A 15,726-nucleotide genomic window follows, 5' to 3' on the forward strand; every position below is an offset into this window, starting at 1 on the left:
GGCGCGGCCTCGGCCCGGCGGGGGGCGGGCGGCGGGGGCGACGGCTCCGCCGCCTCGGGCTCCAGACTCACCAGGGCGACGTTCACCGCCCGCTGCGGCGCGGCCTCGAGGGCCGGCCGCAGGGCCGCGAAGGCGGCGAGCGCGGCGACGTGCAGGGCGATCGAAACCGCCGCCGCCGCCGCCCGTCCGGTCAAGGCCCGCGCCAAGCCTAGAACGCCAGCGTCAAGGCCAGGTTGAACGAGCGGCCCGGCCCCGGCAGGGGCTGGATCGCGCCCGTCGAGCCGGCCGCCCTGTAATCGCCGTAGGAGACCCCGCCGAGGGGCAGGTCGTAGGCGGTGTCGAACAGGTTCTCCACGGCCACGTCGGCCCGCAGGCGCCCGGTGGTCCAACTGCTGCGCAGGTTCATCAGGGCGTAGGCCGCGGTCTGCGGCTCATGACGCAGGGCGTTGACCGCGTCCTTCTCGCCGACGAGCTCCACCTCGGCCACGTTGGTCCAGCGGCCCTTGGCCTGCTCCAGCCCCAGGCGGACGGTGAGCGGGGTCATGTGATAGAGGTCGTCGCCGCTGTCGCGGTTCTCGCCTTGCACATAGGACAGGGTCGCGGTTACGACGCCGCGACCGAAGCCGGGGGTGTCCCACACCTGGGCCGCGCCCTTGGCGTCCAGGCCGTAGAGCTCGGCGTCGACGTTGGCGAAGCGCAGGCGCACGAAGCCGTTGGCGAGGTCGGCCAGCTTCACCGCGTCGATGAAGTCCTCGACCTGCGAGCGGTAGACGCTGACGGTCAGTTCGCGCCCCTCGCCCGCAAGGTTCAGGGTGGCCGCCAGGTGGTGCGCCACCTCCGGCTTCAGGTCCGGATCGCCGACGTAGGAGTTCGCGTCCCCGGCGAAGGAGGTCATGGCGCTGGACATGGCCCCCCTGCCCCAGGCGTAGCGCTCGTAGAGGTTGGGCGTGCGGGTCTTGCGAGCGTAGCCGAACTCAAGGGTGGCGGCCTGGCTCGCCCGCCAGACCGCCTTGGCCGTCAGGTCGAGGTTGTCGTCCGCCCGGCCCCGGTCGCGGGCGTTGAACGCCCGCGCGGCCATGGCGTCGGCCATGTTCATCATGCCGGTCCAGGCATAGGGCTGGACCGGGCCGGCGTCGGTCTCCACGTGCTCGTAGCGGGCGCCCAGATGGGTGGTCCAGCGCTCGGCGGGGCGGGCTTCCCACTCGCCCCAGACGCCGGTCCGCTCGCGCCGTCCGTCGGTGACGTTCCAATAGGTCTGCGGGCCCATCATCATGCTGCCGGCCACGGGCGGCCACCAGTCGTCGAGGTCGGCGCGGTGGGCCTCGAGGCCCACGCGGGCCGAGCCGCCGTCCTTCAGCGGGACGGCGGCGGCCAGGGAGGCGGCGAGGTCGCGGCCCTGGCTGAGCATCGGCATGCCGCCGGCGGCGGAGCCGCCCTTGTCGGCCAGGAAGTTCATCTCGTGGTCGACCGAGCGCCAGGACGCCTTGGCCGTCAGCTCGCCCCAGCCGTAGCTCGCCTCATAGCGCAGGTCGGCGAAAAGGCTGTCGTTCTCCGTGAGGTCCATGCGCTGGGTGGGAAAGCCCTGGTAGGGCTGGAACTGGCGGCCGGCCTTGAGGCTGAGGACGCCGCGGTCGGTGAGCCAGGCCAGGGTGAGCGCCTGGTCGTAGGCCTCGTAGAGGGTGGAGCGCACGCGCCGGCCCTCGCCGCTCTTGTAGTTGTCGGCGCGGTTCCAGGCCGCCTCGTAGGTGAGGCTGAGCCGCTCGCCCGCGAGGCTGACGCGGCCGCTGGCGCCGACGGCGTCGGCGACGCTGCGCAGGCTGGCGCCGACCTCGCCCTCGACCTTGACCCCTTCGCCTTCGGCGGCGAAGGCGGGCGGACGGGTGGTGACGGCGATCACGCCGGCGATGTTGTCGCCCCCGGCGCTCACCGGCGAGAGGGTCGGCTGGATGGAGATCTCGTCCACCCGCGCGGGGGAGACGTAGGAGCCCGTCGGGTTCATGTGGTTGGGGCAGAAGGCCGTGGACTCCGCGCCATCGATGGTGACCAGCACGCGGTCGTCCGCCAGGCCGCGCACCACCGGCAGGCTGGAGACCCCGCCGTTGGCGTAGAGGCCGACCCCGGGCTCGCCGGCGATCAGCGACATCGAATCGGCGGCGCCGGCGCGGCGGCGGGCCAGGACCTCGCCGGCGAGGGTGGACTGGCCGGTGGCGGGGGCCTGCGGCTCGGCGGCGACGGCGGCCTCGACGGGCGGCAGTTCGGCGGCCGGCTGGGCCAGGGCGGGGACGGAAAGGGCGGCGGCGGCGACGCCGGCCAGGAGCGCGGCGGCGCGCGCGCGAACGGGGGTGGACATGGGTGGTCCTTGTCGAATCTGAGGGACAGGCGACCGCGCATCCCGCCAGGGACGCTTGCGGCCGGGCGTGCGGGATCAGATCGACAGGGGCGGGCCGGTGGCGGGCGGCGGCGGGGCGGCGAGGCCCCGCCCGGGCGCGACGGCGAGGGCGGGGACCTCGGTCTCGGCCGGCGCGCTCCAGAGAATCGGCGCGGCCTGGAGGCCCGTCGCCGGGGTGAACGCGACGGCGAGGCCGGCGAAGGCGCAGGGATGGTCCGTCTTGGGCTCGCCGGAATGATCGCCGGCGGGGTCCGGCGCGTGCGGCGAAAGGCCGTCGACGACCACGGTCTGCAGGCCCTGGGAGCTGCAGAGCACGATGGTCGCTTCCCCCGGGCCGCCGGGCATGAAGCCGGCCGGGACTAGGACGCGCAGCGCCACCGCCGCCAGGGCCAGGCCCATGGCGAGACGAGTCCAGACGCTGATGGCGAGCCGGCCCGAGCGCATGGGGCGGGCTGTTAGCACCGATGCGCGGGCGAGCGAAAGCGGGGAGAACTACTTAGATGATCCGCCCACGGCGTCTTCGTCGGCGAGCCAGGCCGGCCGTTCGGCCCGGACCGGCCGGCCCTCGACGGTGAGCCCGGCGCCTTCGATGCGGTCGAGGCGAAGGAGGGCCATGGCCCGGCCCGGCCCGCCGCTCAGCACCTGTCCGGCGCGCAGGTCCCCGGCCAGCACCTCGGCCCCGGGTGCTGGCGGCGGCCCCTCGAAGGCGATGGGCAGCATCCGGTTCTTGATCTGCCCGCGGCGCTTCATCCGCGAGGTGGTCTCCTGGCCGACGAAGCAGCCCTTCTTGAAGTCGATCCCCGCCAGGAGGTCGAAGCCGGCCTCGATGGGATAGGTCTTCTCCACGCCCCAGTCGGCGGGCCCCGGCACGCCCAGGGCCAGGCGGTGGGCCTCGTAGTCCGCTTCGGTTCCCGTGCGGGCGCCGGCGGGGGGCGTCGCGCCATAGCCGCGCAGGCCCAGGGCCGGCAGGCGGGGGTCGCCGATCCAGCCCGGCGCGGCCAGGGGCGCGCCCTCGCCGAACAGTACGGCGACCGGCGTCGCGTCGGCGGCGATCTCGACCTTGGCGCGCAGGCGGTACATGGTCAGGCGGGCGATCAGGGCGGCGCGATGCTCGGCGGCCACGTCGATCCAGGCGCCCTCGGGCCGGCCGACGACGAACAGGTCATAAATCAGCCGCCCTTGCGGGGTCAGTAGGCCGCCGAAGCGGGCCTCGCCCGCCGCCAGGGTCTCGACGTCCTGCGTGATCAGGCCCTGCAGGAAGCTGCGCCAGTCCGGCCCGGCGAGGGCGATCAGGGCCCGACCGGGCAGCGGCGCATAGACTGGGGTGCTCATGACCATGCAATTTGGGGCGTGCACGGCTGGAGCGCCAGCCATGCGGCGCCTATAGAGGGACGATGGCTCGCGGGTCCTTCCCGATACTCTTCATCACGGCGACGCGCATCGGCGATGCGGTGCTTTCGTCCGGACTCATCCGCAAGCTGGCGGAGGAGGTTCCCGGCGCGCGCTTCACCATCGTAGCCGGACCGCCGGCGGCGCCGCTGTTCGTCGACACGCCGGGCCTCGACGAGGTGATCGTCTTCGAGAAGAGCCCGCGCGGGGGCCACTGGCTGCGCCTGTGGCGGCACGTGCGCCGGCGCCGCTGGGGCCTGGTGGTGGACCTGCGCGGCTCGGCCATCTCCAGTTTCCTCAGCCGCCAGAAGCGCGCGGTCTACCGCCGCTCGAACGGCCTGCCGGTGCACAAGGTGATCGAGGCCGCCCGGGTGCTCGGGCTGGAGGACGATCCGCCCGCGCCGTTCCTCTACACCTCGGCCCGGACCGAAGCCCTGGCCGACGAGCTGACCGCCGGCGAGGGGCCGATCCTGACGCTCGCCCCGTCCGCCAACTGGGTGGGCAAGACCTGGCCGGCCGAGCGGTTCGCCCTCCTGGCCATGACGCTGCTGGGCCAGCGCGGGCCGATGCACGGCGGCCGGCTGATGGTGCTGGGCTCGCCCCAGGACGCCCAGGCCGCCCAGTCCCTGCGCCATGTGCTGCCCAAGGACCGATTCATCGACCTGGTGGGCAAGGTCGACCTTCTGACCGCCTATGCGGCGCTGAAGCGCGCGCGCCTGTTCGTCGGCAACGATTCGGGGCTGATGCACCTGGCCGCCGCGGCCGGGGCGCCGACGCTGGGCCTGTTCGGGCCCTCCGACGAGCGGCTCTATGCGCCCTGGGGCCCGGCCACCGCCGTGGTGCGCGGCCCGCGCACCTTCGACCAGATCCAGATGGTTGACCCCGGCCACCAGCAGGCGCTCTGTCACATGATGGACCTGAGCGTCGACGTCGTCGCCGCCGCCGCCTTCCAACTCCACGCCGAGACCGAGTCCGCCCATGCCTGAGACCTTCGACCTGATCGTGAAGGGGGGCGAGGTGGTGAACCACGCCGGCCGCGGCCTGGCCGACGTGGGCGTGCGCGCGGGCAAGATCGCGGCGATCGGCGAGCTGTCGCAGGCCTCCGCCGGGGAGGTGTTCGACGCCGCGGGCCTGACGGTGCTGCCGGGCGTGATCGACACCCAGGTCCACTTCCGCGAACCGGGCCTGGAGTGGAAGGAAGACCTGGAGACCGGCTCGCGCGGGGCGGTGCTGGGCGGCGTCGTGGCGGTGTTCGAGATGCCCAACACCGAGCCGACGACCACCGACCCGGACGCCCTGGCCGACAAGCTGGCCCGGGCCAGGGGGCGGATGCACTGCGACCACGCCTTCTATGTCGGCGGCACCCACGAGAACGCCAGGTTCCTGGGCGAGCTGGAGCGCCTGCCCGGCTGCTGCGGGATCAAGGTGTTCATGGGCGCCTCGACGGGCACCCTGCTGGTGCAGGACGACGAGGGCGTCGAGGACGTGCTGCGCCACGTCAACCGCCGCGCCGCATTTCACTCCGAGGACGAGTACCGCCTGGCCGAGCGTCGCCCCCTGGCCCGCACCGGCGACTGGACGAGCCACCCGGAGGTGCGCGACGCCCAGTCGGCGATCCAGTCCACCGAGCGGCTGGTGCGCATCGCCACGGGCCTTGGCAAGCGCATCCACGTGCTGCACGTGACCACCGCCGAGGAGGTGGCCTTCCTGGCCCGCCACAAGGACGTGGCCAGCGTCGAGTTCACCCCTCAGCACCTGACCCTGACGGCGCCCGAGGCCTATGAGCGGCTGAAGGGCTTCGCTCAGATGAACCCGCCGATCCGCGAGGCGCGCCACCAGGCGGGCCTGTGGCTGGGGATCGCCAACGGCGTCGCCGACGTGCTGGGCTCGGACCACGCGCCGCACACCCGCGAAGAGAAGGCCCGGCCCTATCCGGCCTCGCCCTCCGGCATGCCGGGGGTGCAGACGCTCGTGCCGGTCATGCTGACCCACGTGGTGGACGGGCGGCTGACGCTGGAGCGCTTCGTGGACCTGACCAGCCACGGGGCGAACCGCATCTTCGGCCTGGCCGACAAGGGCCGGCTGGCGGTCGGCTACGACGCCGACCTGACGATCGTCGACATGAAGGCGCGGCGCACCATCACCCACGACTGGATGGCCACCCGCGCCGGCTGGACCCCCTTCGACGGCTTCGAGGCCAAGGCCTGGCCGATGGCGACCATCGTCCGCGGCCGTGTGGTCATGCGCGACGACGAGGTGGTCGCCGAGGGCCAGGGCGAGCCGGTGCGCTTCCTGGAGACGCTGGCGCAGTAGGGGGGCTCAAGTTCGCGGTCCTCGCCGATCGCCGCAATCGTCGACCGACGTAGAACAGCACCAGCCCCGCCGATAAGGGTACGCCGCCGATGACGACAATCGCGGGCACGACGCTGAGCACGCCGCGCCCGTATCCGCCGAACATCATCGAGATGGTCATGGCGAGGGCCAGGGTGGAACACCCGCAGCTGAGGCCCATGAGAACGAAGCCCGCCCCTTGCACAAGCCGGCCCATGAAATCGTCGGCGGACCGCAACCGCCGCTCCGCCCCCCGCTGCTGCAGGCGCGCGAGCAGGTCTGGATCGTAGGGGTCGTCGTCCACGTCCTCATCGCCAGGGTCGCACACCGCCGGCTCAGCGCCGCAGCCGTCGGCCGAGCCAGATCAGGCCGGCGCCGACGGCGATGGGGATGCCGCCGACGAAAAGGACCATGGTGGTGAACATGACCACGTCGCCGCCGCTGCCGCTGCGCAGGGCCTCGGCGATCATGGCTACGACGAAGGCGGCCGAGCACAGACCGCACAGGCCCACCATCAGCCAGCCCACGGCGATCAGGGCGCTTCCGATGAAGGCTGCGACCGCGTTGGTCCGTCGTGCCTGGAGGATCTCCTCCAGTTCTGGATCGAAGTGATCGTTCATCGCCGCGCTCCACGCCCGCGCGCCAGCGCCGCGGCGCCCGCCGCGCCCGGGCGGTAGAAGGTGTTGAAGGTGTCGAAGGGGATGATCGTCCCGTCCGGCTGGACGAAATGGACGCAGGACCGCTTCACCGTGCCCAGGTCGAAGTTGAAACGATCGAGGAACTGGGAGACCACCACGCGGAAGGTGTGCTCGTAGGCCACCTCCTGCGGCACCACCGCCTCGGGCAGGCAGCAGAGCAGGCCCGCCAGCTTGTCGGTCGCATCGGCCTGGGCGGTGGACAGAGAGAGCAGGTCGAACACCGCCGCGCGCAGCTCAGGGTAGGCCTCGAAGGTCACGGTGTTCGGCGCGGCGGCGACGAACAGTTCGCGGGGCAGGAGGCGCGTGATCGGCTGCACCTCCTCGCCGCTGCGCAGGCCGTAGGCGATGCAGATCTGGTCGGGGTTGCAGGGCAGGGGGATCAGGTCGTCGAGAGCGAAGACGCCGGCCTCGGCGATCGCCCGGCGCACCTCGGTCAGCACGATGCGGTCGGTCTTGGGGGCGAAGCCGTCGTTGCGGCCGGCGTCCTGGATCGGCTGGAAGGTCACCCCCCGCACGCACCGCCATTTCAGGGCGAAGCGGACGATGCCGGCGATCTCGTCGTCATTGAGGCCCTTCTTCAGGGTGACGACCAGGGTGGTGGAGACCCCTGCGCGCTCCAGCGCCTCCAGGGCCTGAACGCGCACCTTTGAAAGGTCCGCGCCGCGCAGGGCCTTCAGCCGGTCGGGCTTCAGGCTGTCGAACTGCAGATAGACCTCGAAGCCGGGCATGTAGCCGGCCAGGGCCTCGGCGAAGCCCGGCTCGCGGGCGATGCGCAGGCCGTTGGTGTTGATCATCAGGTGGCGGATTGGCCGGGCCTTGGCCGCATCGAGGATGTCGAAGAAGCGCGGGTGGATGGTGGGCTCCCCGCCGCTGAGCTGCAGAAGGTCCGGCTCGCCCTCGGAAGCGACCAGGGCGTCCATCATGGCCTCGATCTCGGCGAGGGGGCGGTGGGCGTCATGCTTGGTCGAGGAGCCGGCGAAGCAGACCGGGCAGGTCAGGTTGCAGGCCTCGTTGACCTCGATGATCGCCAGGCACGAGTGCTGCTCGTGGTCGGGGCAAAGGCCGCAGTCGTAGGGACAGCCGTGGTCCGTGCGGGACTGCACGGCCAGCGGCCTGTCGCCGGGCTTCAGCCAGTCCTTCTGGGATTTCCAGTAGCCGAGGTCGTCGCTGATGAGCGTCTTCTGCACGCCGTGCTCGCGGCAGCGCTTCAGATAGAAGACCTTGTCGTCCTCGCCGATGATCTTGGCCGGCACCAGCGCCAGGCAGGTCTCACACAGGCTCGTGGTCTGGCCGAGGAACAGGTAGGGCGCCGACTTGCGCGCGGCGATCGCGGGCGAGATCGCCGAGGTAGTAGACCCATCCATAGACGACCAGCCCCGCGCAGATGACGTGGAAAAGGTTAAGCGGCCCGATCAACCTTGGATAGGGCTTCAGGAACTCCCAGGCGAAGCGCTGGACGCCGTACCAGATGCAGAGCGCATAGAAGCCCCGGCGTATGGCCCAGGGCGCGTGGCGCGCCAGGGCCGCCAGATAGACCGCCAGGAACAGAGCCATGGCCGCGCTCTCGTAGAGCTGGATCGGGTGGCGGCCGACGCCGTCGCCCAGGTCCACGGCCCAGGGCAGGGCGGTCGCCGTCCCGTAGGTCTGGTCAGGAAGCCCCGCGAAAAAGCAGCCCAGCCGGCCGACCGCCGCGCCGAAGGCGAAGGAGCCGACGAACACCCCGCCAGTGGAGCCCTTGATCCCGCGCGCGGCCTTGTAGATCTCCACGCCGACGATGGCGCCGACGAGGGCGCCGACGATGCTGTGCGACAGCACAGGGTCTGTCCCGCGCAGGGTGTTGGCCGATCCGGCGAGCCAGGCGCCAGCCACCGCGCCCACGCCGAGCGCGGCGAAGTAGCGGCCGTCGACCTTCAGGGCGACCTCAGCCACGGCCTGGCGCAGCCGCCAGCGGTAGAGGAGGACGCTGACGCCCAGGCCGCCGAGCCAGGCGGCCAGGTCGAACATGGTGTGCGCCCAGGTCGCCGTCGGCACGTGGATCATGCCCGCCAAGAGGGCATGGCGGCGACCTGATCCGCAAGCGGCCCGTCTCGCCTTGTCGGCGCGCCGCGGCGGCGCCATGGTCGGCGGGTCCGCGCGACTGGCGCTGAGAGGTGGATCACCATCGGGGAGCGCGGACCGTCCGACCGCCGCGCGCCTGGGCTCCATCCGCATCGCCAGGAGCTCGCATGACCGCCCTCTCCAACCATCTGGCCTTCGCCGCCGTGGCCCTCGGCATGGTGCTGACGCCCGGGCCGAACATGGCCTATCTGGTGTCCCGCTCGATCTGCCAGGGGCGGGCCGCGGGGCTGATCTCCCTGGGCGGGGTCGCCCTGGCCTTCGTGGTCTACGTCTTCGCCGCCGCGCTCGGGATCACCGCCCTCGTGTTCGCCGTGCCGCTGGCCTACGACGCCCTGCGCATCGCCGGCGCCTGCTATCTGGGCTGGCTGGCCTGGCAGGCGCTGAAGCCCGGCGGGCGCTCGCCCTTCCAGGTGCGCGAGCTGAAGCCCGACAGCCCGCGGCGGCTGTTCGCCATGGGATTCCTCACCAACCTTCTGAACCCGAAGGCCGCGGTGCTGTACCTGTCGCTGCTGCCGCAGTTCATCCGGCCGCAGGCGGGCGGGGTGCTGATGCAGTCCCTGGCGCTGGGCTTCACCCAGATCGCGATCAGCGTGGCCGTCAACGCCCTGATCGTCCTGGCGGCGGGCTCGATCGCCGCGTTCCTGGCGGGGCGGCCGTTCTGGGCGGCGGTGCAGCGCTGGATCATGGGCACGGTGCTGGCGGGCCTTGCCGTGCGCATGGCCACTGAGGCGCGCCGCTGATAACGCTGTAATTCCAGTATAGGCGAATGCTGCGAGCGCAATTGTACGGCGCCGGCGGCGACTGTATCTGCCTCGACTGGGTCAGTAGTCGGAATATACACCTTGTTTACCTGAAAACCGAACCCTCGGCCCATGCGGCGGCCTTGGTGCGATGCGGGTGATTCGCGGGCCGCCGGCGCAGATTGGGGGCGCGCCGTGGTCTTTTCGTTCGCCAAGAAGGAGTCGTCCGCTTCGACGGCTTCGGAACTCGCTGATCTGAAGCAGCGCTCGGAACTGCTGGACGAGGCCTGCGGGGTGGGGCTGTGGCAGGCCATCCTCTACAACGCCGACGCCAATGATCCGCGCTCGGTCTGGACCTGGTCGGGCGAGTTCCGCCGCCTGCTGGGGTTCAGCGACGAACACGATTTCCCGAACGTGGTGACGTCCTGGTCGGGCCGGCTGCACCCCGACGACGTGGAGCCGACCTTCGCGGCCTTCGGGGCGCACCTGACCGACCGCACCGGCCAGGCCCGCTACGACGTCACCTATCGGCTGCGCGTGCGGGACGGCTCCTACCGCTGGTTCCGCGCCATGGGCGGCTGCCGCCACGCCGAGGACGGCGTGACCATCCGCGCCTGCGGCTCGCTGGTGGACATCCATGAGCAGCGCGCCACCGAACTGGCGTTCGAGCAGGAGCGGGCGGCCGACGCGGTGGCCATCGGCGCCCTGGCCGGCGCCCTGCACGCCCTGGCGAACGGGGACCTGACCCACCGCATCGACGTGCCCTTCCACGCCAAGGCCCAGGGCCTGAAGGACGACTTCAACGCCTCGCTGAAGGGCCTGGACGAGGCGATCGGCGGGGTCTTCCAGCTGGTCTCGACGATGCGCTCGGGCAGCCACGAGATCAGCGAAGCCTCCGACGAGATGTCCAAGCGCACCGAGCAGCAGGCCGCGAGCCTGGAGGAGACCGCCGCGGCCCTCGACGAGATCACCGCCACGGTCCGCCGCACCGCCGAGGGCGCCAAGCAGGCGGCCGACGTCACCGGCGCCGCGCGCCGTGGGGCCGAGCAGTCGCTGGGCGTCGTCGGATCGGCCGTGGAAGCCATGGGCGAGATCGAGCAGTCCTCGCGCCAGATCAGCCAGATCATCGGGGTGATCGACGAGATCGCCTTCCAGACCAACCTTCTGGCCCTGAACGCGGGGGTCGAGGCGGCGCGGGCGGGCGAAGCCGGCCGCGGCTTCGCCGTCGTCGCCTCCGAGGTGCGGGCGCTGGCCCAGCGCTCGGCCGAGGCGGCCAAGGAGATCAAGGCCCTGATCACCGCGTCCAGCGAGCAGGTCGGCTCCGGCGTCAAGCTGGTCGGGGAGACCGGGGAGGCCCTGCGCCGCATTGTCAGCGAGGTGGCCCAGATCACCGATCTCGTCACCGAGATCGCCGCCAGCGCCCAGGAGCAGGCGACGGGGCTGCAGCAGGTGAACTCGGCGGTCAACCAGATGGACCAGATGACCCAGCAGAACGCCGCCATGGTCGAGGAATCGACCGCGGCCAGCCACGCCCTGGCCAGCGACGCCGACGCCCTGGGCGAGCTGGTGGCGCGCTTCCGCACCCACGTCGCGGCGGCGCCCCTGCGCATGGAGCGCACCGGCCATCCGGTGCATCAGGCCCAGGCGCGCATCGGGGCGGCGGCCGCCGGGATGGCCCGGCGGGCGGGCTGAGGATCGCGGGGCGCGCCGGCGCTTCGGCCCGCGCGCCCGTCGCCGCCTACTTCGCCTTTTCGAAGGGGGCGCTGATCATCAGCGAGACCTCGTCGCCGATCAGCGGCACATAGGTCTTCACCCCGAAATCGCTGCGCTTGAGCTGGCCGGTCACCTCGAAGCCGACGGTGTAGGCCTTGCTGAGGGGGTTGGTCCCCGAGGCCTTGAACCGGGCGTCCAGCGTCACCGGCTTGGTCACGCCGTGGAAGGTCAGGTCGCCCTCGACCTTGGCCGCGCCGGGGCCTGTGGGCGTGACCTTGGTCGACTTGAAGGTGATGGTCGGATAGGTCGCCGCGTCGAACCAGTCGGCGCTCTTCAGCTCGGCGTCGAGCTTGGCGTTGGTGGTGGTGACGCTGGCGGCGGGGATGCTCACCTCCAGCTTGCTGGCCGCCGGGTCCTTGGGGTCCAGGGTCAGCGTGCCGGTGGCGCCCGAGAAGTCGCCGTACCAGGTGGAGAAGCCCATGTGCGAGGTGGCGAAGACCACGCGCGCGTGGCTGGTCTCGAGGGTGTAGGCGCCCGCCTCGACCGCGGCCGGATCGGTGTTGAGCGCGCTTTGGGCGTAGACGCCGCCGCTGACGGCGAGGGCGGCGACGACCGCTACGGCGGCGATCTTGGTGGGGATGAAGCTCATCGGTCCTTTTCCACGGTCCTGGGGTTTGGAGAATGCGTTTCAGTTGAATATGGCCGAGCTGAATTCAAGGCGTCCGGGATGTCCTGGGCGTCTCAAACTGTAGCTGTCCTGGTGGCAGATAGGGCGAGGCCGGGGGTCTGAAAAGGGGGGAACCGCGCCAATCGGCCTTTCCAGAACGGATCTGGCGCGGAATAACCGGGGCATGGACGCAGAGCTCCACACCCGCACCGCCCCGTTCCGCGAAGCCCGCTACGCGCCCCGCCGCCTGGAGGTGGAGGAGCGGACGAGCGGGGAAATCGTCCTGTCCAACCCGACGCCGGTCGACGCCTCGCTGCAGACGGCCACGGCGGCGCTGGAGGGCTGGGCCGACCGCACGCCGGCGCGGATGTGGCTGGCCGAGCGCTCGGGGGAGGGCTGGCGCGAGGTCGCCTACGCCGAGGCCCGCGAGCGCGTCCAGGCCCTGGCGGCCGGGCTGCGGGCCCTGGGGGTGGTGGGCGAGCGGCCGCTCCTGATCCTGGCGCGCAACGGCGTGGACCACGGGCTGATCACCTATGCCGCCATGAGCCAGGGCATGCCCGTGGCCCCTGTGTCGCCGCAGTACGGCCTGCCCGGCGCGAACCTGGCGCGGCTGGCGCACGCCTGCCAGGTGCTGAAGCCCGCCGCCGTCTACACCGAGGATGCCGCGCTGTTCGCCGAGGGGCTGGCCGCGCCGTTCCTGGAGGGGCTGCCGGTGATCGCCGGGCGCAACGCCGGCGCCGCCCAGACGCCGCTGGAGACGCTCTATCGCCACGGCGCAGCGCAGGCCTGCGCGCGACCGGACGACCACGCCAAGTACCTCTTGACCTCCGGTTCCACCGGCCTGCCCAAGGCCGTGATCATGACCCACCGGGGGCTGTCGGTGAACGCGGCCCAGATCCGCGCCTGCTTCGAGGATCCGGACCCGCCGGTGATGGTGCACTCCGCCCCCTGGAGCCACAGCCTGGGCGCCAACGCCATCCTGCACATGGGCACGCACAGGGGCGGGTCGCTCTATGTCGACGCCGGCCAGCCGGTGGCCGGACGGTTCGCCGAGACGGTGCGCAACCTCAAGGAGATCGCGCCGACCTACCAGAACATGGTGCCGGCGGGCTGGATGCTGTTCGCCGAGGCGCTGGAGCGCGACGAGGACCTGGCCCGCAACTTCTTCTCCCGCGTGCGCCTGCTGCAGTACGGCGGCGCGGCCCTCGGCCAGACCGTGTGCGACCGCATCCAGGCCGTGGCCGTGCGCACGGTGGGCGAGCGGATCAGCTTCTCCAGCGGCTATGGCGCCACCGAGACCGGGCCGACCGCGGCCAACGTCCACTGGCTGAACGACCGCATGGGCCTGATGGGCCTGCCGCTGCCCGGAACCTCGGTGAAGCTCGTCCCGGTGGCCGGCAAGCTGGAGTTCCGCGTGAAGGGGCCGCAGGTGACCCCCGGCTACCTCGGCCAGCCGGAGCTGTCGGCGGCGGCCTTCGACGAGGAGGGATTCTATCGCCTCGGCGACGCGGCCCGCTTCGCCGAGCCGGGAAATCCGGAGGCCGGCCTGGTCTTCGACGGCCGGCTTTCGGAGAACTTCAAGCTGGCCAGCGGCACCTTCGTCAGCGTGGGCGAGCTGCGCATCGCCGCGATCGGGGCGATCGGCGATGCGGTGACCGACGCGGTGGTCTGCGGCGAGAACCACGAGATGGTGGGCCTGCTGCTCTATCCCAATCCGTCCCTGCCGCGCGAGGCGGTGCAGGCGGCGGCGCGCGCCGGGCTGGAGCGGCACAACAGCGGGGCCAAGGGCGCCGGCGCGCGGGTGGCCCGCGCCCTGGTGCTGCCCGACGGGCCGGACGCGGCGTCCGGCGAGATCACCGACAAGGGCTACATCGCCCAGTCCCTGGCGCGGCAGCGGCGGGCCGAGGCCGTGCGGCGGCTGCTGGCCGAGACGCCCGACGGCGAGGTGATGGTCTTCTGACGCCCCTGGACCCGCCCCGCCGGGACGATATGTTCAGCCGCGCATCCCGGCGCGGGGCCGGGAGCGCAAGCAGCTTCAGAGCTTCGCGGCCTGACGCCGCCGGGTCCGCCCGGCTGGACGCAAACGGGCGGCGCGCGGCCAGGATGGGAAGGGACCACACCAGATGAACGGCGCCGACGCCCTGCTCGAGACCTTCGTCGACAACGACGTCACGGCCTGCTTCGCCAATCCCGGCACCAGCGAGATGCAGTTCGTGGCGGCCCTCGACCGCCAGCCGAAGATGCGCCCGGTGCTGTGCCTGTTCGAGGGGGTGGCGACCGGAGCGGCCGACGGCTACGGCCGCATCGCCGAGAGGCCGGCCTGCACCCTGCTGCACCTGGGGCCCGGCTACGGCAACGGCGTGGCCAACCTGCACAACGCCCGCCGCGCCTTCACCCCGATCGTCAACGTGATCGGCGACCACGCGACCTATCACCGCCAATACGACGCGCCGCTGAACTCGGACATTCCCACCCTGGCCCGGCCCAATTCGCTGTGGGTGAAGTCCGCCGACCGCGCCGACGACGTGGCGGCCCTGGCCGCCGATGCGATCAGCGCCAGCTATGGCCCGCCCGGGGGCTCGGCGAGCCTGATCCTGCCCGCCGACGCGGCCTGGAACGAGACCACCCGGCGCACCGCCAAGGCCCGCGTCCCGACCCGGCCCGCGCCGGCCGGCGAGGCGGTGGACGCCGTCGCCAAGGCCCTGCGCGCCGCCGCCAAGCCGGTGGTGCTGCTGGGCGGCCAGGCCTGCCGGGCCGAGGCCCTGGCGCAGGCCGCCCGGCTCGCCGCCCACGGGCTCCGGGTGATGACCGACACCTTCGTGGCCCGCCAGCCGCGCGGGGCGGGGATCTACTCGCCCGGGCGCATGCAGTACTTCGGCGAGGCGGCCCTGGCCGACCTGGAAGGCGTGGACCTGATGGTGTTCGTCGGGACGGTCACGCCGGTCGCCTTCTTCGCCTATCCCGGCCGCCCCAGCGTGCTGACGCCCGAGGGCTGCGAGACCATCGTGCTGACCACCCGCGCCGAGGACTCCGTGGCCGGCCTCGCCGCCCTGGCTGAGGCGCTGGGCGCGCCGGCGCAGGGGCCCGTGCAGCCGCTCAAGCGGCCGGACGCGGCGCCGGCCGGGGGCCTGACCGCCCAGTCGGCGGGCGTCGCCATCGCGCGCCACCTGCCGGAGGGGGCCATCATCTGCGACGACTCGGTCACCTCCGGCGGCGGGGTCGCCGTGCCGTGCATGACCGCCGCCCCGCACGAGGTGCTGGCCCTGACGGGCGGGGCGATCGGCGCCGGCGCGCCGCTGGCCGTGGGGGCGGGGGTCGCCGCCCCCGACAGCAAGATCGTCGCCCTCTGCGGCGACGGGGCGGCGATGTACACGGTCCAGGCCCTGTGGAGCATCGCCCGGGAGAACCTCGACTGCACGGTCGTGGTGTTCGCCAACAGCTCCTACCGGATCCTCAACATCGAGATGGGCCGCACCGGATCGGGCAACCCCGGCCCCTCGGCCTCCAAGCTCCTGGACCTGGGCGACCCGCGGATCGACTGGGTGTCCATGGCCAAGGGCCACGGCCTGCCCGCCGTGCGCTGCGAGACCGCCGAGGACTTCGAGAAGGCGTTCGCCGGGGCCATGGCCCAGAAGGGCCCGATGTTCATCGAGGCGGTCGTCCCCTGACGGCGGCCGGCCC

The 15,726-nt window shown here is 72.3% G+C and carries 13 protein-coding genes, 1 pseudogene and 1 riboswitch; of the genes and pseudogenes, 6 read left to right on the forward strand and 8 right to left on the reverse strand.

Translation table 11 applies throughout. The features are described 5' to 3' along the window. The 4 genes and pseudogenes from ACK4YQ_RS14500 to ACK4YQ_RS14515 all read right to left on the reverse strand — a co-directional run. A pseudogene (locus tag ACK4YQ_RS14500) lies at positions 1-194 on the reverse strand (hypothetical protein); the annotation flags it as partial. Between the two features lie 14 nt (positions 195-208). Then, positions 209-2,350 carry a TonB-dependent receptor gene (locus tag ACK4YQ_RS14505; protein WP_409612134.1) on the reverse strand — a complete coding sequence of 714 codons (2,142 nt, stop codon included), beginning with the start codon at positions 2,348-2,350 and terminating at the stop codon, positions 209-211. A 75-nt stretch (positions 2,351-2,425) separates the two neighbouring features. Continuing rightward, positions 2,426-2,833, reverse strand: coding sequence for a DUF2946 family protein (locus tag ACK4YQ_RS14510; protein ID WP_409612135.1), 408 nt, complete (start codon positions 2,831-2,833; stop codon positions 2,426-2,428). Positions 2,834-2,881: 48 nt separating this feature from the next. Then, the gene (locus ACK4YQ_RS14515; RefSeq protein ID WP_409612136.1) at positions 2,882-3,721 is read right to left on the reverse strand and encodes a YgfZ/GcvT domain-containing protein; all 840 of its coding nucleotides are present in this window, start codon (positions 3,719-3,721) and stop codon (positions 2,882-2,884) included. Positions 3,722-3,783: 62 nt separating this feature from the next. Between ACK4YQ_RS14515 and ACK4YQ_RS14520 the strand changes: the two genes are divergently transcribed. Then, the gene (locus tag ACK4YQ_RS14520) at positions 3,784-4,764 is read left to right on the forward strand and encodes a glycosyltransferase family 9 protein (protein ID WP_409612137.1); all 981 of its coding nucleotides are present in this window, start codon (positions 3,784-3,786) and stop codon (positions 4,762-4,764) included. Further along, the gene (locus ACK4YQ_RS14525; protein ID WP_409612138.1) at positions 4,757-6,091 is read left to right on the forward strand and encodes a dihydroorotase; all 1,335 of its coding nucleotides are present in this window, start codon (positions 4,757-4,759) and stop codon (positions 6,089-6,091) included. The genes ACK4YQ_RS14520 and ACK4YQ_RS14525 overlap by 8 nt, the downstream gene beginning before the upstream one ends. Before the next feature lie 353 nt (positions 6,092-6,444). Here the strand turns inward: ACK4YQ_RS14525 and ACK4YQ_RS14530 are convergent, their stop codons facing one another. From ACK4YQ_RS14530 to ACK4YQ_RS14540, 3 genes are read right to left on the reverse strand one after another with little or no spacing between them, the layout of a single operon-like run. After that, positions 6,445-6,729 carry a hypothetical protein gene (locus tag ACK4YQ_RS14530; protein WP_409612139.1) on the reverse strand — a complete coding sequence of 95 codons (285 nt, stop codon included), beginning with the start codon at positions 6,727-6,729 and terminating at the stop codon, positions 6,445-6,447. Continuing rightward, positions 6,726-8,171 carry a radical SAM protein gene (locus ACK4YQ_RS14535; RefSeq protein WP_409612140.1) on the reverse strand — a complete coding sequence of 482 codons (1,446 nt, stop codon included), beginning with the start codon at positions 8,169-8,171 and terminating at the stop codon, positions 6,726-6,728. Before ACK4YQ_RS14535 ends, ACK4YQ_RS14530 begins: the two co-directional genes overlap by 4 nt. Further along, positions 8,077-8,847 (reverse strand): prolipoprotein diacylglyceryl transferase family protein, encoded by a 771-nt coding sequence (locus tag ACK4YQ_RS14540; RefSeq protein WP_409612141.1) that lies wholly within the window; start codon positions 8,845-8,847, stop codon positions 8,077-8,079. Before ACK4YQ_RS14540 ends, ACK4YQ_RS14535 begins: the two co-directional genes overlap by 95 nt. A gap of 83 nt (positions 8,848-8,930) precedes the next feature. Continuing rightward, positions 8,931-9,014, forward strand: a riboswitch (ZMP/ZTP riboswitch). Between the two features lie 18 nt (positions 9,015-9,032). On the opposite strand from ACK4YQ_RS14540, the gene ACK4YQ_RS14545 reads away from it, so the two are divergent. Further along, positions 9,033-9,665: a LysE family translocator gene (locus ACK4YQ_RS14545; protein WP_409612142.1), complete on the forward strand. Its 633-nt coding sequence runs from the start codon at positions 9,033-9,035 to the stop codon at positions 9,663-9,665. Positions 9,666-9,860: 195 nt separating this feature from the next. Next, entirely contained in the window at positions 9,861-11,357 is a 1,497-nt protein-coding gene (locus ACK4YQ_RS14550; protein WP_409612143.1) for a PAS domain-containing methyl-accepting chemotaxis protein, read from the forward strand. A gap of 46 nt (positions 11,358-11,403) precedes the next feature. Here ACK4YQ_RS14550 and ACK4YQ_RS14555 read toward each other — a convergent pair whose 3' ends face one another. Continuing rightward, complete coding sequence (locus ACK4YQ_RS14555) at positions 11,404-12,027, reverse strand: YceI family protein (RefSeq protein WP_409612144.1); 624 nt, start codon at positions 12,025-12,027, stop codon at positions 11,404-11,406. A gap of 202 nt (positions 12,028-12,229) precedes the next feature. Here ACK4YQ_RS14555 and ACK4YQ_RS14560 point away from each other — a divergent pair, with 202 nt between their 5' ends. Both ACK4YQ_RS14560 and ACK4YQ_RS14565 read left to right on the forward strand, forming a co-directional pair. Then, a complete protein-coding gene (locus ACK4YQ_RS14560) occupies positions 12,230-14,005 on the forward strand; it encodes a feruloyl-CoA synthase (RefSeq protein ID WP_409612145.1) in 1,776 nt (591 codons plus the stop codon). A gap of 163 nt (positions 14,006-14,168) precedes the next feature. Next, on the forward strand, positions 14,169-15,713 hold the full coding sequence (locus ACK4YQ_RS14565; RefSeq protein WP_409612146.1) for an acetolactate synthase large subunit: 1,545 nt from the start codon (positions 14,169-14,171) through the stop codon (positions 15,711-15,713). The last annotated feature ends 13 nt before the right edge of the window (positions 15,714-15,726 follow it).

The organism is Phenylobacterium sp., assembly GCF_046291545.1.
GTDB lineage: Bacteria > Pseudomonadota > Alphaproteobacteria > Caulobacterales > Caulobacteraceae > Phenylobacterium.